Consider the following 22,450-nt stretch of genomic DNA (forward strand, 5'->3'; position numbering starts at 1 on the left):
CAGGAGCATAGTTATGTTTAAAAACCTGTTTGCTAACCTGCAAAAAGTCGGTAAGGCGCTGATGCTGCCAGTATCGGTATTGCCGGTAGCAGGTATCTTATTAGGCGTTGGTGCGGCAGACTTCAGTTGGCTTCCAAGCGTTGTTTCAGGCGTTATGGAAAATGCTGGTGGTTCAGTATTCGGTCAAATGCCGCTGCTGTTCGCAGTAGGTGTTGCGCTAGGCTTTACGAACAATGATGGTGTTGCAGGTCTTGCTGCAATCGTTGGTTACGGCATCATGGCTGCAACCTTGGGTGTGATGGCACAAGTCATGGGTGTTGATAAAATCGACACTGGTGTTCTTGGTGGCATCCTTGTTGGTGGTGTTGCGGCATGGGCGTTTAACCGCTTCTTCCGTATTCAACTTCCTGACTACCTAGGCTTCTTTGCAGGTAAGCGCTTCGTTCCTATCATGACAGGCTTCTGTGCAATTGGTCTTGGCCTTGTACTTGCTGTTATTTGGCCACCAGTTGGCGGTGCGATTGCAACCTTCTCTCACTGGGCTGCAAACCAAAACCCAGTTGCGGCGTTTGGTATCTACGGCATCGTAGAGCGTTCACTTATCCCGTTTGGTCTGCACCACGTTTGGAACGTACCATTCTTCTTTGAAGCGGGTAGTTGTGTAAACGCTGCGGGCGAAGCACGTACCGGTGTTCTGACTTGTTACTTGGAAGCAGATGCAGCATCACGTGCTGCAGGTAACGGTTTCGGTCAGCTGGCTGGCGGTTACATGTTCAAAATGTTCGGTCTTCCTGCTGCTGCTATTGCAATGTGGCACACTGCGAAACCAGAAAACCGCGCGAAAGTGGGTGGTATCATGGTTTCGGCGGCATTGACGTCATTCCTAACCGGTATTACCGAACCAATCGAATTCGCATTCCTATTCGTAGCACCAGTACTGTACGTTATCCACGCTGTTCTAGCGGGTACTGCATTCGTACTGACTAACATGCTAGGTATGGTTCACGGTACATCGTTCTCTCACGGTCTGATTGACTTCGTGGTTCTGTCTGCAAACTCTCAGAAAATGTGGTTGTTCCCACTTCTGGGTATCATGTACGCAGTGTTCTACTACGTAGTATTCCGTGTTGCTATCGTGAAACTAGACCTGAAAACGCCTGGTCGTGAAGACGAAGACGAAGCAGTGGCTGTTACTGGTGGTGAGTCTGAAATGGCGAAAGAACTGGTTATGGCATTCGGTGGCAAAGACAACATCACTAACCTAGACGCATGTATCACTCGTCTGCGTGTTTCAGTGAACAGTGTTGATAACGTTGACCAAGACAGACTGAAGAAACTAGGCGCAGCAGGTGTTGTTGTTGCGGGTGGTGGTGTTCAAGCTATCTTCGGTACCAAGTCTGACAACTTGAAGTCAGACATGGATGAGTGGATTCGTAACAACTAATATCCATCCGAATGACATCAATAGTTACCCCCTATCTATTGAGATCGAAAAAGGAGAGCCTAGGCTCTCCTTTTTTATTGTCTGAATATGTATCAAATGACGTGGCGATGGCTCATAGCGCGACAAAGAACATCATTAGAATAGGAACGAGTAAGCTGAGGATAAAGCCGCTTACAATGGCAATCGGCACACATTTAACGCCACCTGTTGTTTGAATGATTGGGAGGGTGAAATCCATTGAGGTTGCACCACCATAACCGATAGCCGTGAGTGGGTAGCGGCTGATTAATAGCGGAATAAGAACAATGGCAACCAGTTCTCTTGCAAGCTCTAATAGAAAAGATGCACCGCCATAAACAGGCCCCAATGCATCACCCATCAATATACCCGCCAAAGAATACCAACCGAATCCTGACGCCATCGCGAGGCCATAATTGTAGGGGAGCGACAGCAACCACGCTGCGATGAGCCCACCCCCTAACGATGTCACAATAATGACAGCCGCTACACTCAATCCTTTCTTGTTCAGAATAATTTGTTTCAACGTCATGCCGCTGTTTCTTAACTGTATACCAATCAAAAACAACAGAATAAGCAAAATTCCTTCACTGGCAGGGTCAACCCAATCCAAAGGGATTGGAAGCAAAAGCCCCAATATCAATCCACCGCCTACGACAAAGACCAGCTTCACAGACTCCATCAACATGGCTGAAAGAGGAACATCGCGTTTGTGTTGTTCTGTTTTCGTGGAGAGCAGCATGTCTAAAAAAGGCAGGGCAAGAAGGTTTGCTATACCAATACACAGAAAGAAGGTTGATGCGAGAAGCAGAATTTGATTGAGGTTGGTACTGAGATCGTCAAGGCCCGCCAAGCTCAATCCCATTAACCCTAGGATGACAAAGACAAGGCGCGAGGTTGAGCGATTGATGATATCGAGCAACTTATCGCGTTTAACTTTGATCAAGTAGCCTACGACAAGTGGCAAAAATATATACAGCATGCCAGGTAGCATTCAGAAAGACCTTATTGATAGAAAAGAGAAATCACGCTGAGAGTATCAGTGGAGATCAAATTAGGTCAATCTGTGCACCGACGCTTATACGAGAAAGTCATCGGCGAAAAAGGAGAGGGTTAACGCTGAGGACTAAAATCCGCAGTTATTGATGATGCCATTAAGCTCAACCCTGAAATCCGCATCATTCAGGTTCGACAATTCATATAGCGCTTCTGCGCCGGCTAGGGTGATTTCAACATCATGGTCATCAATGGCGTCATCATTGGCCCTAAACAAGAGCAAATGGTTCGCCATGGTTGCAAGGTTAAGGTACGTCACGTCGTCGACTTCTCGTCGGATGCGGCGGTTTGTTGATACCTCGATAAAATCCAAGTCGAAGCCCCAACTCTTTAGAATGAATCTGCTTGCTTCTTTACTGACGGAGTAAAAAACATGGCTAGCAATATCAAAGTCTAAATAATTTCCTTCATCGGTGTAGTGTTGAAATGCCTTCACAGCACTGTAAATTCCAATGTCAGCGAGTAATCCGATCAGTAAGGCCTTCTCGACTTCTAGCTCACAGTGCGTCTCATCGTATTTTTTCACTTTCTGGCAAAGCAGTGCCATTGTCGATGCAAACTCACGTGACGATGTCGCACTCTTTTTCAACAGTGCATTGCACTCTTCGCTAAATGGGGAGGATGTTTTCAATGTTTGGATGGCGTGCGCAGTAGCAATGCCTAGCACACGCTGTATCCCTAGTCTGGATACCGCCATGTTGATGTCATGACAAGGGCGATTCGTTCTTGGGCTGAATATGGCTGAGTTTGCCGCGCGGATCACCGCCGCCGTCAGCGTCGCATCATCCAATAGAAGTGTCGAAACATCTTTCACTGTACTGGTTTGTGCGAAGCAAACACGCTGCAACTTAAGGACGACGTCAGGGATCGGAGGTAACTCGAGTGTCCCATCTTTCAAAGAGCGGTAAACGCGCTGAAAAAAATCAGTCTCAATCGCTTTTAAGTGTTTGTCGCGGCTAGGGTTAACCCAAAATAAAGAGAGGTGATCCATCTTTTTAGACTCGAAAAAACATCCAGTGAATAGTAATCCTGATGCGTACTAAATGAAACATATAGCGCATTTTATTTGAAGCAGTGACAATTTTTAATGCGTGCTGTCTAGTATCTTTGTCATGACGAAAACTGATAATAATATTAATTAGATAAAAGCAAGTTGGTGATGCGTGATGGTGCAAATCCTGAACTAAATTAACGTTTATCGCCCGTAATGTATGTAATACACGACAATAAGTTGCGAGTGCCTGTGCCCATTTAACATGTGGTAAACATAAATATTACACACCATAAACGTGACGGATGTTGCGTTTTTGGTACAACGTGCGGTGTGGAGTGATCTAGTGCATGGTTTTCTATGCCTTAATGGGTCATCATTAATTTGCGTTGAGAATTTACTGGGTTTTTAGCCGGGGAATTGGCTTTTTGGGGAGAAAGGAGGCACCAATGCTGGAAGTGAAAAGTGGCTTTGTCGAATACTTGTCTCAGTTTGGTGAGACAGAAAAACGCTCCATGTTTGGTGGTACTGGTTTCTTTGTGAGTGGAGCAATGTTTGCACTCGTGAAAGAAGATCGTATCTATCTACGAGGTGGGGCAGAGCTTACAGATAAACTTATTGCGAAAGCGTGCAAAAAATTCGTCCATGTAAAGAAAAGTTCTACCGCCATTGTTAATTACTACGACATCACCGAGCTTTATGAGCAGGAGGATGACGGCTTAGATGCAATGGTAAAAAAGTCCGTCGAGAATTCAGTGGCGGAAAAAGAATACCGCGATTCAAAATTAAACAAGCGTCTTCGCGATTTACCCAATTTGCGTTTGACTATTGAGCGTATGCTTAAAAAAGCTGGCGTAGAAAATGTCGATATTTTCTTTTCAATGAGCCCAGAAGAATTGTTCCGCAAGGTTCAAGAATCTCACGGCTATGATGTCGATATAAAATTGCTTTGGATGTTTGCTGGTGCGCAAACGGGTGTTCACTGGACCTTGCTTAGTGAAGAAACCAAGCAGCAATTGCTTCGCGCAGTCTAAATACCGTTCCCAAGAAAATAGCCGCCCAGTGCGGCTTTTTTTGTCGCTGCGTTTTACGTTGAAGCCTGTTGAAGAGATGATCACCCTCGGTGTGTTGGGTATTTAGGCATGTACGGTTCGGGGGGATATTGGTACAGTCTTTGTAACGAAATAAAAAATAAAACAGTGACTTCGTATGAAATTGCCTCAACTCTCTTCTTCCCTACTTTCAGGGTTACATTGCTTTTCTATTGTGGCTGAAACCATGAGTTTTACGCGTGCCGCTGAGCAATTACACCTCACCCAAAGTGCCGTTAGTCACCGTATCAAGAAACTAGAACAAAGGTTAGATGTGGCCTTGTTTGTTCGCCGTCCTCGCCATTTGTCGCTCACCAATGAAGGTGAGCAACTGAAATTGGTGGTGACAGAACAATTTTCCGCCATTAGCTTGAAGCTGTTGGAGTTGAACCACGCAAAACCTGTTGGGGATTTCATCATCTCTGCACCTCCGACGTTTGCTCAACGCTGGCTAGTTCCTCGCCTTCATCAGTTCGCAGAAGCGTTTCCTGATGTAACGCTACACCTCAGAACGCGTAATGATTTGGTGGATTTCAAAGCTGAAGCCTTTGATTGCGCTATTTACTTTGGTCATGGACGTTACACGGGGCTCTGCAGCCACCACCTATTAGATGACGCCATTCTTCCCGTATGTAGTCCTTCATATGCAGAAAGACACGATTTATATGGCAACCCTCAAAAGCTCGCCGAATGTCAGCTGCTGCATGATGCTGCTCCTTGGGCGAGTGCCAGTTTGAGTGATGAATGGTTGTATTGGGCGAACGCAAACGGGGTTGAGCTTAATGGCACCAATCATAGTTTTGATCGGGCGGATTTGGCGTTAGAAGCAGCATCGTCAGGAATGGGCGTTGCCATTGGGCGCATGGCATACATCCAAGAGCACCTCCATTCTGGGCGATTAGTCGCGCCAATCGATTTATCGGTGAAGTCACCGTATAGCTTCTACTTGGTTTATCGAGAAGAACAGCAAGGCAATGCAAAGATTATGGCGTTCAAGCAATGGCTGTTTGAACAGCTTCCAGCAAATGGAGAATTCTGACCTCGAGCGTCAAGTTACTGACCTAAATGATAACTGCGTCGAAAAATCCGCTGTATTCTTTTTGTCCAAGCTTATAAGATACGAAGTATGCTAAATCGAAAATGCGTTAACTAAATGGCCAAGAATACGAAAGAAGGTGCGCTGCAAACCGAGGCATTGGTGCATCAAACCATCATCGATATTTTCATGGAACATGGTTGGGAAGCTGTGACCTACGGCAGTATTGCCAAGCTAACAGGGCTAAGCCGAAGTGGTATTCAACGCATCGTACCGAGTAAAGAAGCGATGGGTGAAGCATTCCAAGGACAAGTGTTTTCATATGTGTTCGATAAGCTAGATACTTCCACGCCTGAGGCTGTTGTTACATCGTGGCTCAATGCGTTTGATGACCCTAAATTTTCCAATTGTATTCGTTACCTTGTCGGCGCTGTTCATGCAGAAGACATGGGTAAGCGAAAAGCCGCGAAAGGGTTGGAAAAGATGTCATCACTGCTTGGGCGAGAAACCACGATTACACTCATGGGATTGTCGGTTGTTAAATTACTGGACGTTGACCTCGTTGACTGAGGTCGCTTAGGTACTCATCAAACGAAATTAAAGGGATAAACAATGATTCAGCCTCGCTTCGCATTACTGGCAGTAACGTCCACTTTTCTGCTTTCAGCGTGTGCCATTAAACCCGCTGAAACCGTGACGGTTTATAAGAGTAAAAATGCTGTGCAATGTGAAACTTCTGGCATGAGTGTGCACGACAGTGCGAATACCTTGTCTTCTTATGGCGTGACAGTGAAGTCTTCACAATGCGGTGTACTAACGGAAGTGATGTTTGCGAGCGTTTGTGGTGCGAAAACCGGCGACATTGTTATCCATGATATTGGTGCGAGAGAAGAAGCGTTGGCAGGAGAATTGGGTTATACCAACATTGATTCTCTGAAAACGGGCGAGGTTGCTAGTGGCTTCGCCGTGGTTGATTGTAAATAGGTAAAAACAATAAGCCGTTATCAATCAAAACATGCCCAATCAGAACATATAAAAAAGGTCTCTATACCCAAACAACCTGAAGATGCAGGATTCAGCGAGGTTTACTGACGTTATGATCTAGGCGTCCCTTTGCCGATGTAGTGTTCTCCATCAAAAAGGGATAACACCGAGCATGGCGTCAGTAAACTCGCCCGAAGGGAGGCCCTCAGTGCGTCCACTTCATCGTTAAATTCCTGTGAAATAGAATGACTATTCCTACAAGAATTTGCCTTGAACTGAACGCACTGATGGCCTCTGACATCGAGCATCTTCAGGTTGATTGGGTATACATGTAGAGACCTTTTTTTGTTCCCTATGTCATGAAAGACATTAGAACTTAAAGCGTGTGCTCAGGATAACCTGGTCGCCGTATGCTTCATTGAATCGAAGTTGTGCACCGATTGCAAAAAGCTCAGTCGCGTGGAAACGGCCAAAAACAGAGCCAAATACTTCATCTTCGTCGTCGATAGACAGGTGACCAAGTTCACCACCCACTTCAAGTTGCGGGCCTAACCACTGACGAACACCCAAGTTCACTTCAACGCCGAATTCAGTGTCACCCTTGAAACGGTCACGAGCTTTCATTGTGCGTAAGCCCAATTCGCCGTAAACATCTGCCCAGTTGTTGATAGGTGCGTGGAAGCCAATTGCAGCTGTGGTGTCGAAATCGCTGTCAAATTCAGTATCAGCTTCAAAACGGATATGGGCATTTGGGTGAATAGAGGTGCTAAAACCAGCGCCGTAAGTCACAGGGCTAATCCCCACGCGAGCTTCGAAGTAGTCATAGCTGAAGTTACTCATGGTACCCTCGTTAGCCATACTTGCAGCAGAAAAGGCAGCAGAAGAGGCAGCGGCTAGCAAAATACCAGCAATCTTAGTTTTGCGCATGGAAGGTCTCGTGATGATTTTAAATTTGTGACGCTATTTTAATAGAAGTCGCTTTTGCGAAACAACAGCATAGCGCCTTAAATAAGGCGCTGATTGGTAAATATTAGGCAAAATATAGTGAAAATGTGGACAAGAACGGGCGGATTTCGTGAGGCCGTTCTGAATTTCGCGTTTTCGATTAACAATCAGAAAAGCTTAAACGGTTATCGCTGATGGCTTTCATCACACGTTCAGCGTCCAGAATGCTTACCCATTGCATCAAATTACTGTCGTGTTTGATCATGTAGGTCGTCAGTTGTTCGACAACAATGTGCTTGAGGTTTTCGCCTTCCCATGGCTTTGCAATGAAGTAATCCAAGCTGTTGTGGTTTACGGCCTGAACCGTGTCTTCTAACCCTGCTTGGCCAGTCAGAAGGATTTTTCTTGCGTTGGCACAATCGCCTTTTCCATTTAGCTCGATGAGAAAATCGACCCCTAAATCTTCAGGCATGATGTGGTCACAAAGGATGAGCGCGAGTTTGTTGCCATCGGCATTTGCTTCTGCAAGCACTTCACGAGCCTCGGCAACAGATTCTGCAGCTTCAATAATAAAGTGCTCTTCCAATGACGCTAAATCATGGGTCACGCTATCGAGGACATCTCTTTCATCGTCCACGCAAAGGATAAGATATTTACTCATGTTTTCTCCTTAGAAGCCGCAAACAGTGGGGCATAGGGCAGGGTCACTGTCATCGCGGTGAATTCACCAGATGATGATGCCACTTCTATTTTCCCTCCGTGATGCTCAACAATCTGTCGGCAAACCGACAATCCGATGCCAAGCCCGAAGTGTCCTTCCCGTTTTGTGGTGTAGTTCAATTCAAAGATTTTATTTTTGATGGTTTCAGGAATGCCCGAGCCGTTGTCGCGAACGGTGACTTTCACTGCTTTTCGACTCTTATAAACGGTTTCTCGCGTTGTTACATGAATTTCGCCATCAGAATCAACGGCATCAAGCGCATTGGAAACCAGGTTCGTCCAAACTTGCTGAAGGGCGATAGGCATACATCGAACGTCTCTCAGTTCGCCATAATCTCTCACCACTTTGAGCCTTTTTAGCTGGTTTTCAAACATCACTAAGGTGTCTTCTATACCCTCATGAATATCGACATCTCGCATGGTCTCATCATCTTGTCGGGCATAGGTTTTTAAGCTTTTCACCATGTCGGCAATGCGTTGTGCGCAAACACTGGTGGAACGCAATAAGCTACCCGCTTGATAGAACATGTCCCACTGCATGAGTGTTTTTTCAAATCCGGTATCCAAGGTGTTCATCCACGTTCGAATGTCTGTCGGATTATCAAATCCCATGTTTACCGCTTTCCTTGCGAGTGTTCTATCGCCAATCATAGGCTCGATGGATCTTGCTCTTTGACGTGCATCGGCGGTCGACATGGGACGAGAAAGCAGTGCCTCAGCCATGATTTTGTTGGCTTGCTCTTTGGCTGTGTCATTAAGCTCGGTATTGATGAGTTCACCAATACTGTCTTTCAGCGTATCGCTGTTTCTTAGAATCGCAGAAATGGGGTTATTGAGTTCATGGGCAACACCCGCAACCAACTGCCCCAGCATGGCCATTTTTTCCCTTTCGATAAGCTGTTTATGTGCCAGCTCGAGAGATTTTAGCGTTTGCTGCAGCTTCACTTCAGTGGTGATGCTGCGCTTGAGGCGTCGATTAAAGTGTCGCAACAAATAACTTGTAAACAAGGGCAGCAAGTCGTTTCTTGCTTGCATAACCTTGCCAAACAATGCGCGGTTTAGCTTGATGACGTTGGTGAGTTGAAGGGTAATCCCCGTAGAAAAAGAAACATCGCCCGTCACGAAAGACATGCCACCAATCAGGCTGCCTTTCCCTAATCTCGCTACTTCATGAGAAGCGCCGGTTTCGTCTCGCTTTAATAATGCCACTTCACCGTCTACAACAAACCAGAGGAAGCTGTTTGGCTGGCCTTCATGGGTCAGTAAATGGTCTTCGCTGTAACTTCGGAAGGCGTGGTTTTCGTCGTTATGATCAAAGTAATCAGTCAGCTCATTGAAAAGCTGTTGAGCCAGCTCATCATCCGACGTTCCAATGGCAGACTCGATAAACCCGTGGCGATAGCTGGCGAGACGATTCTCGATATGTGCATCAAGTAATCGACGTTGGTCGAGGACATTGCAAAACTTAAGCAAATCGTCGGCATTGTGCTTTAGCACGTAGTGAGTTAACTCCTTGCGGGCCGTCGTGATCATCTGATCTGGCTCCCAAGGTTTGGTCATACAGTAGTTAAGTCGTCCTTCATTCACGGCCTGCATGATCACTTCAATTTGCGCTTGGTCGTTGAGCAGGATTGTTCGCGCGCCAGCAGAGGCGGGTTGATTGTCGATATTGATCAGAAGGTCAACGCCGTTATCTTCGCCAAGGTCGTGGTCGCAAATGAATAACGCGACTTGGCGGCCTTGTTGATGAAGTTCACTGAGTGTGACAGTGGCGGAAGAAACGTTATCAATACAGACGATGTCGAAGGAGGAGGAAAAAGCGGCGAGTTCTCGTTCTAGTTGCGCCAAAATCTCTGCGTCATCATCAAGACAAAGAATGACATATGGGTGCATGTGCTTACCAAATACCTGCATTTTTTATAAGTGTATAGGTTTGTTCGTCTATAAGCTGAGAACAAGACTGCAAACTGACACATACTGTGAGAAAACATTAACGCTTCAGATTAAAACCTTATTAAGCCATGGGGTTAAGTCCTTTGTTGGTTTACACTTGAGGCCGTTTATTTTTTCTATTGGAGCAATCATGATTTTTGGGAAGTACGCAGCCATTGGTGGTGCCGTGGCGTTAGTTGTCCTTTGGCCTCTCGCATCTGGACATGTGGGCCAGTCAATTTACGACCGCGAAGTTGAGCAATCGCAATCGCCATATGCTGTTATTACTAGTGAATCCTATGATCGTGGTTATTTGTCTTCAGACGTTGTAACCAAGGTATCTTTGGTGGGCTCTGCCAAAGAGCAACTTGAGTTAGATGGCATTCCAACCAGCTATGTGCTGAACAGCAAAGTGTCTCATGGCTTCCTTAGCATCAGCACGGATTCAGTACTTGAAATGACACCTGAACTGAAAGTGCTGACAGACAAGCTTTGGCCGAACGGTGAATCGCCATTTACCTTCCATTCAGAAACGGCCATCTCAGGTAAAACGGATTACACCCTGTCGATGGCTGCAATCGATGCGAATGAAGAGGGCTTGAAAATCACGAGCACACCGTTTGTTGTTGATGGCTCAATGGACAAAGCGGGTGTGATTTCTTTCACCATGAACATGGATTCATTCGGCTTTGAATCTGAATATGGCGAAAATGCGAAAATCACCAATGTGACGGGTTCCGGTCAAGGTGAGTTAATCGACGATATTTGGGTGGGTAGCCAGAAAGTTAACTTTGGTCGTTTTGACATTGATAACCAAGATGGCCTGCCAGCGACATTGACCAACTTCAGTATCGAAGTGAAAAACCTCCTGTCTTCTGCATCAGGTGGCGACGTGAAAAACGCTGACGCTGAGGATCTGCGTTTCAACAATGAAAACCTGATCTCACTGGAGAAGTTTGAAGTAAAAGACGAGCTTACTTTGAACAACCTGAAATTGGGCATGAACTTCGATGCGCTTGATTACACTGCCATGACGACGTTAGCAACGGTTGCTGATGCCATGGGTGAAGAGCCTTCTCCAGAAGAGATGGAAGAAATGATCAAAGCATTGGATGCCTTGGTTGAGAAAGGGCTGAGTGCGAAACTGAACCCACTAGAAGTTGATACACCAGAAGGCCAGATTGACGCGAACTTGGATCTGCAAGTGGCTTCAGGTCTTACTAGCGTGTCGCAGAACTTCCAAGCACTTCCGAGCAAAATCAGTGGTGAATTGAATCTAAGCGCACCGGCTGCGTATGTTAATGGCGTGCCTGAGTTATCAAACATGGCAGAAAACCTAGAGCAATATGGATTCGTTTCTCAGAGTGAAAACATGGTGAAACTGAATGCAAAAATTGAAGGCGACCAATTGGTGTCTCCTACGGGTCAAAAAATCCCAGTGGGTTTGCTGATGATGCTAATGATGTAATGCAACTTAGTGATTACTAGAAAAAGCCCGCGCGAAACGCTTTCGTGCGGGCTTTTTTGTGGGAAAAACGCCTGAGTTAAAAAAATGTTGGAAATTCACTCTAGTCTTTGTGACAAAACGTAAAAATAAGCCTAATAGGGCTAGTAATTTCGCCAACTTAGTCGACACTGAATAGTAAGACAGAGATTTAATCCCTGTTTCTACATTCAGTCCAACACTAGGGGGATGCATGGAATCGATAAAAGTAAAAGATTACATGAACAAAAGGCCTGTCACGTTTAAGGCCTCCATGACTCTGTCGATTGCATTAGAAAAAATGCTCAAAGCTGATCAAACAGGTGGCCCAGTTGTCGATGATAACCACCATGTCGTCGGTTTTTTGTCTGAGCAAGACATGATCCACAAACTGCTTAAAGTTGGGTACTACTGCCAAGATACAAACACGGTTGATGATTGTATGCATAAGGCCGTTGAAACAGTGACGCCTGACGACAGCATTATTCGATTGGCAGAGCAAATGCTGCCAGGTAAACCCAAAGTGTATCCTGTTGTTGAACATGGTCGCCTCGTCGGCATCATGTCTCGTCGCGATATTCTTAAAGCCATCGCAACGCAAATCGACGATTGTTTTCACCACCCAGTATAACGTCCTTCGTGTTGATAACGGCAAAATGAAAAAGGGTGCATTAAGCACCTTTTTCTTATCCTGATTATATCTACTGAAAACACTGCATTCGGTGGACTCACTAAAAACTCATACTATTCCTTTCTTCGTTGTTTTCTCATTAATTTGATAGACTGCGGCTCAAAACTTTTGTGCCGCTAAAAGGAAATACGGCGCAGTAATGTGTTAACTCGACCGGAAGTCATCATGTCTAACCAGCAACAAGCAAAGTTCGTCAATGGATCAATCATGCGCCACATCACCGTGATGTCTACTTCAGGTGCTGTGGGGTTGATGGCGTTGTTTCTGGTTGACCTCGTAGACATGTTTTTCATCAGCTTGTTGGGCCAAGTAGAGCTTGCTGCTGCGATTGGCTTTGCGGGCACTATCGTCTTTTTCTCTACATCCGTTTCAATCGGTACGTCAATAGCCACTGGCGCGCTGGTAAGCAGAGCGCTGGGCGCAGGAAAAAAGGACGACGCGAGAAAGATTGTGGCGAGTGTGATGATATTCGCGGCGATGGTCAGCGTGGTGACGGTTGGGCTTATACTTTTCTTCCTCGACAACATATTAGGCTTGATTGGCGCGACAGGTGAAACAGCCATTAAGGCCAAAGAGTACCTTGTCATCATTTTGCCGAGTGCACCATTAATGGCCATGGGGATGTGCGCAGGTGCGGCATTACGTGGCGTGGGTGATGCGAAACGTTCGATGTCAGCAACGTTGGCGGGGGGCGCGGCCAATGCCGTTCTTGACCCGATCTTTATCTTCGGGTTGTCGATGGGGATTGAAGGCGCAGCGATTGCGTCTGTTATGTCACGCGTTGTGCTGTTTGGTGTGTCTTATCATGCCGTGCACCACAAGCATGACTTGATCGCGAGGCCGTCACTCACGGATTTATCCGAGCACTTTCGCGCCATTACCCAGATTGCGGTGCCTGCCATCGTGACAAACACTGCTACGCCCTTCGGCAATGCTATCGTGACCGCACAAATCGCGAAGTTTGGTGCAGATTACGTGGCAGGTTATGCCGTGATTGGACGTTTACTGCCGGTGTCATTCGCACTCATCTTTTCTCTTTCAGGGGCCGTTGGGCCGATTCTCGGGCAGAATTTTGGGGCAGGGCGCTTTGATCGTGTTCGCTTAACCTTGTCCGATTCAGTGAAATTTGTCTCTGCCTATTGCGTGCTGATTGCCGTGATCCTTTTCTTCTCTCAAAACTTCATTACTACCGTATTTAGCTTGTCAGGAAATGCAGCGTCTATGGTGAATCTGTTCTGTACCTTTATCGCCATTAGCTTCATTTTCAATGGCGTCTTGTTTGTTTCCAATGCTGCATTTAATAACCTCAATCGTCCAACGTGGTCGACGTTACTGAATGTCGGCAAAGCGACACTGGGTACTATTCCTTTCGTTTATGTTGGCGGCGAGTTGGCGGGTGCAGAAGGCGTGTTGATTGGTCAAGCGCTTGGCTCTGTCTTCTTTGGCATTGCTGGTTATTTCTTGGTTCAGCGACTAATAGGTCAGCTCTCCACCGACAATGAAGTTATCGAAGAGACGGTATCGATTGAACCTGTCGTTCCTGTGGCCGCATTCAGCAGCTGCCGCGAAGTGATGGCGGAAGACGGTGAAGAAGCACAAGATAACGATGGAAAATGCAAACCGTCGGCTTGATGGTCTCAATTCCTGATTTTGGCTACCGTTGAAATCTGCGTTTGAAAATTAAACGCATCCACCCAATTTATTGATCTAATTCAGTAAAACCTGAGCGTATTCCGCGCAGAATGTCCCCGTTGCCCACTCACTGTGGGTGTTTTAGCTTTTAAGGGACTACAAGCGATTATGCGCATTCAGGCGAAATATCTACTTCCACTTCTTATTCCGTTGTTGGTGTTAGTTCTGCCAGCTTCGGCTTTTCCTTTTGAATCCATGACAGTGATGCAACAGCGTGCTATCGCGTTGTTTTTATTAGCAGCGTTGTGCTGGGTGCTAGAGCCCATTCCTATCTACGCAACCTCAGTAGTGGTCATCGTTTTAGAGTTGCTTTTCTTATCCGATAAAGGATTAATTTGGTTCAGACGTGACGCTGGTACCCCAGAATTTGGCGGGTTGTTGAGTTACAGCGATGTCATGGCGACCTTTGCAAGCCCGATCATCATGCTATTTCTTGGTGGCTTTTTCCTTGCGATGGCAGCAACCAAATACCGTTTAGATATCAACCTTGCACGCGTGTTGCTCAAACCCTTTGGCGCAAAGCCTCAGTGGGTCATGGCGGGCTTAATGCTTATTACCGCCATTTTCTCTATGTTCATGTCGAATACGGCAACCACTGCCATGATGCTCGCGATTCTTACGCCCATTTTGGTGCTGTTTAAGCCGAATGACCCAGGCAAGATAGCGTTTGCACTGTCTATACCTGTTGCTGCAAACATTGGTGGTATTGGTACCCCAATCGGTACACCACCCAATGCGATTGCGTTGAAATACCTGACTGGCGAGAACATGATCACCTTTGGTGAGTGGATGGCATTTGGTGTGCCGTTTGTGGCCATTATGTTGGTGCTTGCATGGGCGTTACTGTGTGCATTGTTCCCTTCAACAGAAACCAACATGTCTCTGGACATTAAAGGAAAATTCTTAAAAACACCGAAGGCCATCACTGTGTATGTCACGTTCGCGGTGACAGTGGGGCTTTGGCTCATGGGTTCAAGCCATGGCATGAATTCTTACACCGTGGCCTTGATTCCCGTCGCTGTTTTCTCGATGACGGGCATCATCAACAAAGAAGATCTTAAAAAGATTTCATGGGACGTGCTTTGGTTGGTATCAGGTGGTTTTGCATTGGGCTTGGCCTTGGACAGAACCGGACTTGCGAAATTGTTGGTTAACAGCATTCCGTTTGAAAATTTTGCACCAGAAATCGTGCTAGTTGGCGCAGCCGCGCTGTGTTTGCTCATGGCAAACTTTATGTCTCATACCGCTACCGCTAACTTGCTGATGCCAATTATGGCAGCGCTCGGTGTGTCAATGACGTCGTTGACGCCGTTGGGCGGCGAGATGACGCTGATCCTGGTGGTGACGTTTGCAGCATCGTTGGGCATGTCTTTACCAATCAGCACACCGCCGAACGCCTTGGCACACGCAACGGGTCATGTGAACAGCAATCAGATGGCGAAAGTGGGCGTTATTCTGGGCGTGGGTGGTGTCGCCCTTAGCTTTGTCATGATTTGGATCTTGAGGCTGGTGAACTTTTTATGAGTTCAATGGCCGCACAATGCCCAATCTCTGAGCATGAATCGGTGCTAGCTCGGATCATTCGAGACTACTTTTGCTCGCCTGACCGGCAGTGTCAGGTCTTGGCGGGCATTGCTGTGCTTGAACAATCGGGGCATAACGACCGCTTGTATTACCTGAAAAGCGGCAGCATGGCAGCCTACTATCAAGAAACGGATAGCAGCCTCCCCGTGCTGGTATTTCAAGTTGAAGCGGGCATGTTCTTTGGGGTGCACAGCTTTTTCGCTGGCACCTTTAAAGCCTCGACAACCGTGGTTGCGCAAACGGATTGTGAACTGGCGTGGATTGATATTTCAACGAAAGCCGTCAATGAAGACACTTATGGTTCATTGAGTGCGCAGTTCATGCCTGTGATGGTGAGTGAACTTTCAAAACGCCAACAGCGTGCGAGCCTGAAAGCAGTCGCGAATGCGCAGTCACAGCAAAAACTCTTTCGTGCTGAGCAGATGACGACCTTGGGGCAATTGGCCGCAGGCATTGCGCATGAGCTTAACAATGCGGTGGGCGTGATTGATAGCAAAGCGCAACGCTTGCAAGACACTTTGTCGTCATGGCTTGCTACATATCAACCGGATGCTCAATCTTTCTTCGATGTGGGTTTATCTCAGGGGCAAGGTGTGTCTTCCAGTGAAGCACGTGCTCGTGGAAAAACGTTCGAGAAGCAGCATGGCTTGTCGAGTAATAGAGCGCGTCTACTTGCACGAGCGTTGCCCCAAGACGCGGATATAAACGTGTGGTTGGCTGACCTTGATAATGCCTTGCATTTTTGGGAGCAAGGCAGAGAACTGCACGATCTACAAATTGCCGCCCAACACGCCGTTTCCATTGTACGTTCTGTTAAGCAATTGGGCGGCGCAGATCATGAGCGAAACGAGCATGTTGATATCAATGACACGCTGCAAAAATCGCTCTCATTGCTTCAAGGTGCCATTCGCGGCGTGACCGTGACACAAACCTTTGGGGATCTTCCTTTGCTGGTGGGCAGTAGCACTGAGTTCGTGCAGATTTGGGTTAACCTGATTAAAAATGCCACTGAGGCCTTGGTAGATACTCCGTCACCAAACATTGATATTTATACCTTCACCTCCAAGGGCTGGCTGATTGTTACCATCGCAAATAATGGTCCTGTCATTGAAGAGAGCGTGCGTCGCAAAATCTTTCAACCTAATTTCACCACCCGTAAAGGTGGGTTGTCTTTTGGCCTGGGTCTTGGATTGTCTATCGTCCAACGACTGGTTAACGAATATAACGGCTCTATCGCCGTCAAAAGTGACGCGGACATAACGACGTTTCGAGTCCGATTACCGCTAGGGGAATAACATGGAAAAAATCAACATTATCTGCGTTGACGATCAGCGTGAAGTGCTTAGCGCCGTGCTTAAGGATTTAGCGCCTCTTGCCGACATTTTTCATATTGAAGATTGTGAATCTGCAGATGAAGCCCTTGAACTTATCGACGAGTTAGATGCGGAAGGCGAGCACGTTGCCCTCATCATTTCCGATCATGTCATGCCGGGAAAAACGGGGGTGGAATTGCTTACTGAAGTGTCGGCAGATACACGTTTCAGTCACACGCGTAAAATGCTTCTGACAGGGCAGGCTACCCATGCTGATACCATTGAAGCCATCAATAGTGCGTGTATTGACCGTTATTTCGAAAAGCCTTGGAAGGCTGAATTACTGTGTGACGCTGCGAAAGCGTTAGTGACACAGTACATCTTTGACCTGGGCATTGATTATCGTGATTACCAAGATGCGCTGGATACCAATGTGGTGTTTGCACGTTTGAAGTAACGCATTGTTGAAGAAAAGAGAAAAGAGAAAAGAGAAAAGAGAAAAGAGAAAAGAGAAAAGGTCGTACTCTCGTCGCAATGAGATGTGACCTTGAATCGAAAACCGGATTTTTCTAACGTGGCACTTGACCTTGGAGTTACCTCCAAGGTTTACACTGATTGTATCAACCCATAAAGGAGATAAGGTCATGTGCCATTCTTGTTCATCATCGCGTTGCAAAAACACCGCGCATGCGCATTCATCAACACACCTTCAGAGCACGACAGTCTCAAGTGAAACCTGCTGCAACACGTCAAGTACCGTTGCGTCATCATCTTGTTCTGTTTCTGATGGCATGCAGGAAGACAGCGACGATCCTGCGCGAGCCCGTGGTTGTCGCCAAGAAAAAGACGTTAATATCGTTCATGAACATGAACATGAACACAATCACAAATCATCCTGTTGTGCGACATCCAAACCCGAGCCAGAAGCCGTTATCCGTGGTGACAATGTGGTTGAATGGCGCGTGTCGAACATGGATTGCCCAAGCTGTGCAGGCAAGCTAGAAACGGCATTGCGTGGCATTGACGGCCTTGTCGATGCAAAGGTACGTTTTGCGACAGAAAAACTTGTTGTCAGCTTCTCTGCGTCGCCTTCAGAAGCATCGCTCTCTGCCATAAAAACCCGTGCTGAAAAAACAGGTTTCCCCCTCACTTCTGTCTCTGAACCCAAAAAAGCCCAAACGCCGCTGTCACTTATTGAGCGCATTCAAAAAGAAGGCGTGTTGATTGCGCTCATCTCTGTCATGGCGTTAGCGGGTGTGTTGTCTTTCTGGAATACAGAACTTTCGAGCACCTTGTTCACGTTAGCGACCGTGATGGGTTTGTTACCTATTTTGAGAAAAGCCGGAACCTTGGCCAAAAGTGGTTCGCCATTTTCCATCGAAATGCTAATGAGCATTGCGGCATTGGGGGCGTTATACCTGGGCGAAACCGTCGAAGCAGCTATGGTGTTGGTGCTGTTCTTGATAGGTGAACGTCTTGAAGGGTATGCGTCTTCCAGGGCGAGGGATGGCATTCAAGCGTTAATGGCACTGGTGCCAGACGACGTTATTCGCATTGACGATGACGGCAAACGTAAAAGCGTCGCTGTGTCGAGTTTGCAGCCTTCACACTGCATAGAAATTGCGCCAGGTGGCAGATTGCCTGCAGACGCAGAGCTGATGGGTCACCCTGCCAGTTTTGATTTGAGTGCGTTGACGGGCGAATCGATCCCCGTAGAGAAACAGGTGGGCGAGAACGTCCCCGCAGGCGCGTTGGTTGTTGACCAAGTGGTGCAACTGCGTGTTGTGTCAGAACAAGGCAAGAGTGCAATTGACCGTATTCTTACGCTGATAGAAGAAGCGGAATCACGCCGCGCGCCCGTGGAGCGTTTTATCGACCGCTTTAGTCGCTGGTATACGCCATTGATGATTCTGGTTGCTGCACTCGTCGTGATTGTGCCGCCGTTGATGTTTGGCGAAAGTTGGGATACGTGGGTGTATCGTGGCCTCGCGCTGCTGCTCATTGCTTGCCCGTGTGCCTTGGTGATTTCAACGCCAGCGGCGATGACCTCTGGCCTTGCCGCTGCAGCAAGGCAGGGCGCATTGATTAAAGGCGGTGCAGCACTAGAAGCTCTCAGCAAGGTGGATTACATCGCTTTCGACAAAACTGGCACCTTGACGGAAGGCAAGCCAGTAGTGACTGACATTCTGACATGGTCAGGCGACGAGCAAACATTGATCGCGCAGTCTGCAGCGATTGAAACAGGTTCGCATCATCCCCTTGCTAAAGCATTGGTTGCCGAAGCAAAGCATCGACAAGTCCCTGAGTTAATTGCTCAACAGATGAAAGCGACGGCAGGACGAGGCGTATCTGGTTTGGTTGAAGGGAAAATGATTGCGCTGGTGGCACTCGATAAACTTGATGCCAACCAGGACATCAGCGATGCGCAGCAGGACGCTGCACAAGCGCTGGCGATGTCAGGAAAAACTGTTGCTGTTGTTTTCGTCGACAAAGAAGCAAAAGGTGCCATCGCGTGGCGTGATGAGCTGCGTGGCACAGCAAAAGAGACCGTGTCTGCACTCAACCTTGAAGGCGTCCGCTCCGTCATGTTGACAGGAGATAACCCCAAAGCGGCGGCAGGTCTTGCTGCACAGTTAAACATGGAGTACCGCGCTGGCCTTATGCCTGAAGGTAAAGTTGATGCCATCAATGAACTTGCGAAAGGAGCTCGTGTTGCCATGGTGGGGGATGGCATCAACGATGCGCCAGCAATGAAGGCGGCAACCATTGGCATTGCAATGGGTGGGGGGACTGACGTTGCGCTTGAAACCGCAGACATTGCGCTGAGTCATAATCGCATTGAAAGCTTGCCTGATATTGTCAATCTAGCGCGCGCAACCATGTCTAACGTCCATCAAAATGTCGCCCTGGCCGTTGGCCTAAAAGCCATTTTCCTCGTGACCACTGTGCTTGGTTTTACAGGGCTATGGGTTGCTGTGCTTGCAGACAGTGGAGCAACGGCGATCGTGACCATGAATGCACTAAGATTGTTGAAATGGGGTAAGAAGAAATAATCTACGCACTGCTAATCTAAGTGGGCATGGTGACGGTAAATCTAACGATATTGATTGTTCATAGTGATTCAGATCGACAATTGGTGAAATCATGTGAAAACAGGATGGTTCAATAGTGATATTAATCACTTTAAAATTTTCACTGGACGCTATTGTGAACATATTGAATGCCACAGCCCATTTTCTAGTGGCAATGTAGACAAGAGTAATGACTTATCTTGTTGAACCCAAGCATTGAGGAAAGCGTTATGACTGAGCAAACTGTATTTCATTTAGGTGTTTCTAAAGCGGATCTTGAAGGCGCCAAAATGGCGATCATTCCGGGAGACCCTGCTCGCGTTGAAAAAATCGCAGCATTGATGGAAACGTCGAAATTCCTTGCTAGTCACCGTGAGTACACCTTGTACTTAGGGCGTATTGATGACAAGCCAGTCGTGGTATGTTCAACCGGCATTGGTGGCCCATCAACATCCATTGCTGTTGAAGAATTGGCGCAGTTGGGCATTGAAACCTTCCTTCGTGTGGGTACAACCGGTGCGATTCAGCCGAACATCAATGTTGGCGATATGATCGTGACGACGGCATCTGTGCGTTTGGATGGTGCAAGCTGCCACTTTGCGCCATTAGAATTTCCTGCGGTTGCAGACTTTGATGTTGCGACAGCGATGAAAGTGGCTGCCGATGCGTCAGGTGCAAAAGTGCACACAGGCGTTACCGCATCGAGTGATACTTTCTACCCAGGTCAAGAGCGCTATGACACTTTCAGTGGTCGTGTTGTGCGTCGCTTCCAAGGCTCAATGAAAGAGTGGCAAGACATGGGTGTGTTGAACTTCGAAATGGAATCGGCAACCTTGCTTACCATGTGTGCAAGTTCAGGGCTGCGTGCAGGATGCATCGCGGGCGTTATCATCAATCGCACACAAAAAGAAATTCCAGACCAAGCAACCATGGCCGAAACCGAAGCGCGTTCTATTCGTGCTGTGGTTGAGTCGGCGCGTAATCTGATGAAGATGGATGGATAATCGCGTCATTTCTAGCGATTAGTTCTTCGAGTGAAGATAAGAAAGCCAGCAGAGATGCTGGCTTTTTTGTTTTCTGTTGCGTCTCTACTTATGCAAAGGACGTCTTTTCATAACCACCGGCTTTCAGGAACCATTGGTGTAAGTGGGTTTTCAAATCGCCCAATTGATCAGGGCCAATAAGTGCCAAACCAAGGTCCGTTGCGCGAGTTATGTCATGATGACGAAGCGGGCGGAAGCTGACCAACATAGCGCGCGCTTGGAGGCCGCCTAATAGGTCGCGAATAGATTCCAGCTTGTACAAGGTATCATCACCGTCGCTCGACATCCCTTTGGTTTTGCACTCAATGATGTGAAGTTTGTTATTCACCACCGTGGCAACATCCAATTCATTACGTACTTCTTTTTCGCCAATCTGACGATAAACTTGCACACCCAATGAGTAGTCTTGAATGGTCAGCAACTCACGCTGAATTTGTTCAACGATGTGGTGTACATACCATTCGAGCCATTCGCCATTCGCAAAACGGCGCGCCGCTTCGTTGGCGAAGGTCAAGGTGCCACCTTGGTACGATGATAGCCCTGCATCGTTCAAATCATCAATCAGCATACCCAATTCGCGGTAGCCTTGTTGTTTCTCACTCAGCTCCACATCAAGACGCTGTTCTTTACGACAAGTGGTCGCCAAGTAATTTAACGTGGCAAGGCCTGGGCCAAGTTCATAGGCATTGCTTGCCCATTTGTGGCCGACGCTTTCAATGGTGGTTTCAAGTGGGCTTCGAATATTGTCTTCAAGCAACTCACAACGTGCACCAAAAATGGTGAGATAGTCGCTAATATTGATGTGATCTTCCACCTGTTGCTGTTGTCGACCCTCAGGGAAAAGCCAGCACAGCTCGTCGCTGAAAGGTTCAATGACATAAATCGGCCACTGGTAGGTGCGGAACACTTCATAGGCAGAAAGTAGACGGTGGCGAAGTCCGCAGCTTGCATTGAAGTAAACTTTAGCGCTTTCTTGCTTCAGTTTTTCAGCTAACTCAACAAGCTTGGACTTGATGAGTGGGATATTGATGTCTGTAGGGATCACGTAAAATTCAGTCTGAATGCCTTTCGGTAGCAAGACCTTACTCAGCTGATCAAATTGGTTCTGCTGTTCCTCAACGCCAATAAAGATCACTCTCTCGGCCTGTGATTGGCGGTGCAGCAAAGCGGTGACCAGCCTCACGGGGTCTTGGTCGATAATACCAACATGAATGGCCATAGTTACTCCATGGTTAGTCAGCACTACGAACATTTCGCATGCCGACTTATTGTTATAGTTCTTCTAATATCTGGTCGCGGCGCGCGATATTCAAGTACTTAGTGATTTTTCTCTCTGTTTAAGATGGGTGTGATTCA

Annotated in this window: 19 protein-coding genes; 13 read left to right on the plus strand and 6 right to left on the minus strand. The window is 47.2% G+C overall.

From position 1 onward, the window contains the following. Positions 1-13 precede the first annotated feature (13 nt). Positions 14-1,444: a PTS glucose transporter subunit IIBC gene (gene ptsG, locus BCT27_RS20480; RefSeq protein WP_102317115.1), complete on the plus strand. Its 1,431-nt coding sequence runs from the start codon at positions 14-16 to the stop codon at positions 1,442-1,444. A 112-nt stretch (positions 1,445-1,556) separates the two neighbouring features. On the opposite strand, the gene BCT27_RS20485 is transcribed toward ptsG, so the two are convergent. Together BCT27_RS20485 and BCT27_RS20490 are read right to left on the minus strand one after the other, a co-directional pair. After that, complete coding sequence (locus tag BCT27_RS20485; RefSeq protein ID WP_102396612.1) at positions 1,557-2,456, minus strand: LysO family transporter; 900 nt, start codon at positions 2,454-2,456, stop codon at positions 1,557-1,559. Between the two features lie 132 nt (positions 2,457-2,588). Continuing rightward, positions 2,589-3,509, minus strand: a complete 921-nt coding sequence (locus tag BCT27_RS20490; protein ID WP_102396613.1) for an HDOD domain-containing protein — start codon at positions 3,507-3,509, stop codon at positions 2,589-2,591. A gap of 449 nt (positions 3,510-3,958) precedes the next feature. On the opposite strand from BCT27_RS20490, the gene BCT27_RS20495 reads away from it, so the two are divergent. The 4 genes from BCT27_RS20495 (at position 3,959) to BCT27_RS20510 (ending at position 6,620) form a co-directional block, all read left to right on the plus strand. Then, the gene (locus tag BCT27_RS20495) at positions 3,959-4,543 is read left to right on the plus strand and encodes a TfoX/Sxy family DNA transformation protein (protein WP_017010166.1); all 585 of its coding nucleotides are present in this window, start codon (positions 3,959-3,961) and stop codon (positions 4,541-4,543) included. A gap of 175 nt (positions 4,544-4,718) precedes the next feature. Then, positions 4,719-5,639 carry a DNA-binding transcriptional regulator DsdC gene (dsdC, locus tag BCT27_RS20500; RefSeq protein WP_102396614.1) on the plus strand — a complete coding sequence of 307 codons (921 nt, stop codon included), beginning with the start codon at positions 4,719-4,721 and terminating at the stop codon, positions 5,637-5,639. Positions 5,640-5,753: 114 nt separating this feature from the next. Continuing rightward, a complete protein-coding gene (locus BCT27_RS20505) occupies positions 5,754-6,206 on the plus strand; it encodes a TetR/AcrR family transcriptional regulator (protein ID WP_102317110.1) in 453 nt (150 codons plus the stop codon). 42 nt (positions 6,207-6,248) lie between these two features. Then, positions 6,249-6,620, plus strand: a complete 372-nt coding sequence (locus BCT27_RS20510; RefSeq protein WP_102317109.1) for a hypothetical protein — start codon at positions 6,249-6,251, stop codon at positions 6,618-6,620. Positions 6,621-6,989: 369 nt separating this feature from the next. Here BCT27_RS20510 and BCT27_RS20515 read toward each other — a convergent pair whose 3' ends face one another. The 3 genes from BCT27_RS20515 to BCT27_RS20525 form a co-directional block, all read right to left on the minus strand. Beyond that, positions 6,990-7,547, minus strand: coding sequence for a porin family protein (locus BCT27_RS20515; RefSeq protein ID WP_017010162.1), 558 nt, complete (start codon positions 7,545-7,547; stop codon positions 6,990-6,992). Positions 7,548-7,725: 178 nt separating this feature from the next. After that, on the minus strand, positions 7,726-8,226 hold the full coding sequence (locus BCT27_RS20520) for a response regulator (RefSeq protein ID WP_017010161.1): 501 nt from the start codon (positions 8,224-8,226) through the stop codon (positions 7,726-7,728). Next, positions 8,223-10,178, minus strand: a complete 1,956-nt coding sequence (locus tag BCT27_RS20525; protein WP_102396615.1) for an ATP-binding protein — start codon at positions 10,176-10,178, stop codon at positions 8,223-8,225. The genes BCT27_RS20520 and BCT27_RS20525 overlap by 4 nt, the downstream gene beginning before the upstream one ends. 190 nt (positions 10,179-10,368) lie before the next feature. On the opposite strand from BCT27_RS20525, the gene BCT27_RS20530 reads away from it, so the two are divergent. From BCT27_RS20530 to udp, 8 genes are all read left to right on the plus strand, one after another. Beyond that, positions 10,369-11,685, plus strand: coding sequence for a DUF945 family protein (locus tag BCT27_RS20530; RefSeq protein ID WP_102390965.1), 1,317 nt, complete (start codon positions 10,369-10,371; stop codon positions 11,683-11,685). Positions 11,686-11,914: 229 nt separating this feature from the next. Beyond that, positions 11,915-12,331 (plus strand): CBS domain-containing protein, encoded by a 417-nt coding sequence (locus BCT27_RS20535; RefSeq protein WP_017010158.1) that lies wholly within the window; start codon positions 11,915-11,917, stop codon positions 12,329-12,331. Positions 12,332-12,556: 225 nt separating this feature from the next. Beyond that, entirely contained in the window at positions 12,557-14,023 is a 1,467-nt protein-coding gene (locus BCT27_RS20540; RefSeq protein ID WP_102317107.1) for an MATE family efflux transporter, read from the plus strand. A 168-nt stretch (positions 14,024-14,191) separates the two neighbouring features. Then, complete coding sequence (locus BCT27_RS20545; RefSeq protein ID WP_102317106.1) at positions 14,192-15,607, plus strand: SLC13 family permease; 1,416 nt, start codon at positions 14,192-14,194, stop codon at positions 15,605-15,607. Next, positions 15,604-16,962, plus strand: coding sequence for an ATP-binding protein (locus BCT27_RS20550; RefSeq protein WP_102396616.1), 1,359 nt, complete (start codon positions 15,604-15,606; stop codon positions 16,960-16,962). Before BCT27_RS20545 ends, BCT27_RS20550 begins: the two co-directional genes overlap by 4 nt. A gap of 1 nt (position 16,963) precedes the next feature. Further along, the gene (locus tag BCT27_RS20555; protein ID WP_017010154.1) at positions 16,964-17,437 is read left to right on the plus strand and encodes a response regulator; all 474 of its coding nucleotides are present in this window, start codon (positions 16,964-16,966) and stop codon (positions 17,435-17,437) included. Between the two features lie 187 nt (positions 17,438-17,624). Further along, entirely contained in the window at positions 17,625-20,033 is a 2,409-nt protein-coding gene (locus BCT27_RS20560) for a zinc/cadmium/mercury/lead-transporting ATPase (RefSeq protein WP_102396617.1), read from the plus strand. A gap of 248 nt (positions 20,034-20,281) precedes the next feature. Further along, the gene (gene udp, locus BCT27_RS20565; protein ID WP_017010152.1) at positions 20,282-21,055 is read left to right on the plus strand and encodes a uridine phosphorylase; all 774 of its coding nucleotides are present in this window, start codon (positions 20,282-20,284) and stop codon (positions 21,053-21,055) included. A gap of 88 nt (positions 21,056-21,143) precedes the next feature. Here udp and BCT27_RS20570 read toward each other — a convergent pair whose 3' ends face one another. Next, on the minus strand, positions 21,144-22,313 hold the full coding sequence (locus BCT27_RS20570) for a Card1-like endonuclease domain-containing protein (protein WP_102317103.1): 1,170 nt from the start codon (positions 22,311-22,313) through the stop codon (positions 21,144-21,146). Between the last annotated feature and the right edge of the window lie 137 nt (positions 22,314-22,450).

It is taken from the genome of Enterovibrio norvegicus, from assembly GCF_002876705.1.
Classification (GTDB): Bacteria; Pseudomonadota; Gammaproteobacteria; order Enterobacterales; family Vibrionaceae; genus Enterovibrio; species Enterovibrio norvegicus_B.

Bases quoted from the DNA above. Each gene is read 5' to 3' on its own strand.
- dsdC (WP_102396614.1), top strand. From the start codon at position 4,719: ATGAAATTGCCTCAACTCTCTTCTTCCCTACTTTCAGGGTTACATTGC.
- BCT27_RS20530 (WP_102390965.1), top strand. From the start codon at position 10,369: ATGATTTTTGGGAAGTACGCAGCCATTGGTGGTGCCGTGGCGTTAGTT.
- BCT27_RS20525 (WP_102396615.1), bottom strand. From the start codon at position 10,178: ATGCACCCATATGTCATTCTTTGTCTTGATGATGACGCAGAGATTTTG.
- BCT27_RS20545 (WP_102317106.1), top strand. From the start codon at position 14,192: ATGCGCATTCAGGCGAAATATCTACTTCCACTTCTTATTCCGTTGTTG.
- BCT27_RS20550 (WP_102396616.1), top strand. From the start codon at position 15,604: ATGAGTTCAATGGCCGCACAATGCCCAATCTCTGAGCATGAATCGGTG.
- BCT27_RS20485 (WP_102396612.1), bottom strand. From the start codon at position 2,456: ATGCTACCTGGCATGCTGTATATATTTTTGCCACTTGTCGTAGGCTAC.
- BCT27_RS20540 (WP_102317107.1), top strand. From the start codon at position 12,557: ATGTCTAACCAGCAACAAGCAAAGTTCGTCAATGGATCAATCATGCGC.
- BCT27_RS20535 (WP_017010158.1), top strand. From the start codon at position 11,915: ATGGAATCGATAAAAGTAAAAGATTACATGAACAAAAGGCCTGTCACG.
- ptsG (WP_102317115.1), top strand. From the start codon at position 14: ATGTTTAAAAACCTGTTTGCTAACCTGCAAAAAGTCGGTAAGGCGCTG.
- BCT27_RS20495 (WP_017010166.1), top strand. From the start codon at position 3,959: ATGCTGGAAGTGAAAAGTGGCTTTGTCGAATACTTGTCTCAGTTTGGT.
- BCT27_RS20555 (WP_017010154.1), top strand. From the start codon at position 16,964: ATGGAAAAAATCAACATTATCTGCGTTGACGATCAGCGTGAAGTGCTT.
- BCT27_RS20520 (WP_017010161.1), bottom strand. From the start codon at position 8,226: ATGAGTAAATATCTTATCCTTTGCGTGGACGATGAAAGAGATGTCCTC.
- BCT27_RS20515 (WP_017010162.1), bottom strand. From the start codon at position 7,547: ATGCGCAAAACTAAGATTGCTGGTATTTTGCTAGCCGCTGCCTCTTCT.
- BCT27_RS20510 (WP_102317109.1), top strand. From the start codon at position 6,249: ATGATTCAGCCTCGCTTCGCATTACTGGCAGTAACGTCCACTTTTCTG.
- udp (WP_017010152.1), top strand. From the start codon at position 20,282: ATGACTGAGCAAACTGTATTTCATTTAGGTGTTTCTAAAGCGGATCTT.
- BCT27_RS20560 (WP_102396617.1), top strand. From the start codon at position 17,625: ATGTGCCATTCTTGTTCATCATCGCGTTGCAAAAACACCGCGCATGCG.
- BCT27_RS20570 (WP_102317103.1), bottom strand. From the start codon at position 22,313: ATGGCCATTCATGTTGGTATTATCGACCAAGACCCCGTGAGGCTGGTC.
- BCT27_RS20505 (WP_102317110.1), top strand. From the start codon at position 5,754: ATGGCCAAGAATACGAAAGAAGGTGCGCTGCAAACCGAGGCATTGGTG.
- BCT27_RS20490 (WP_102396613.1), bottom strand. From the start codon at position 3,509: ATGGATCACCTCTCTTTATTTTGGGTTAACCCTAGCCGCGACAAACAC.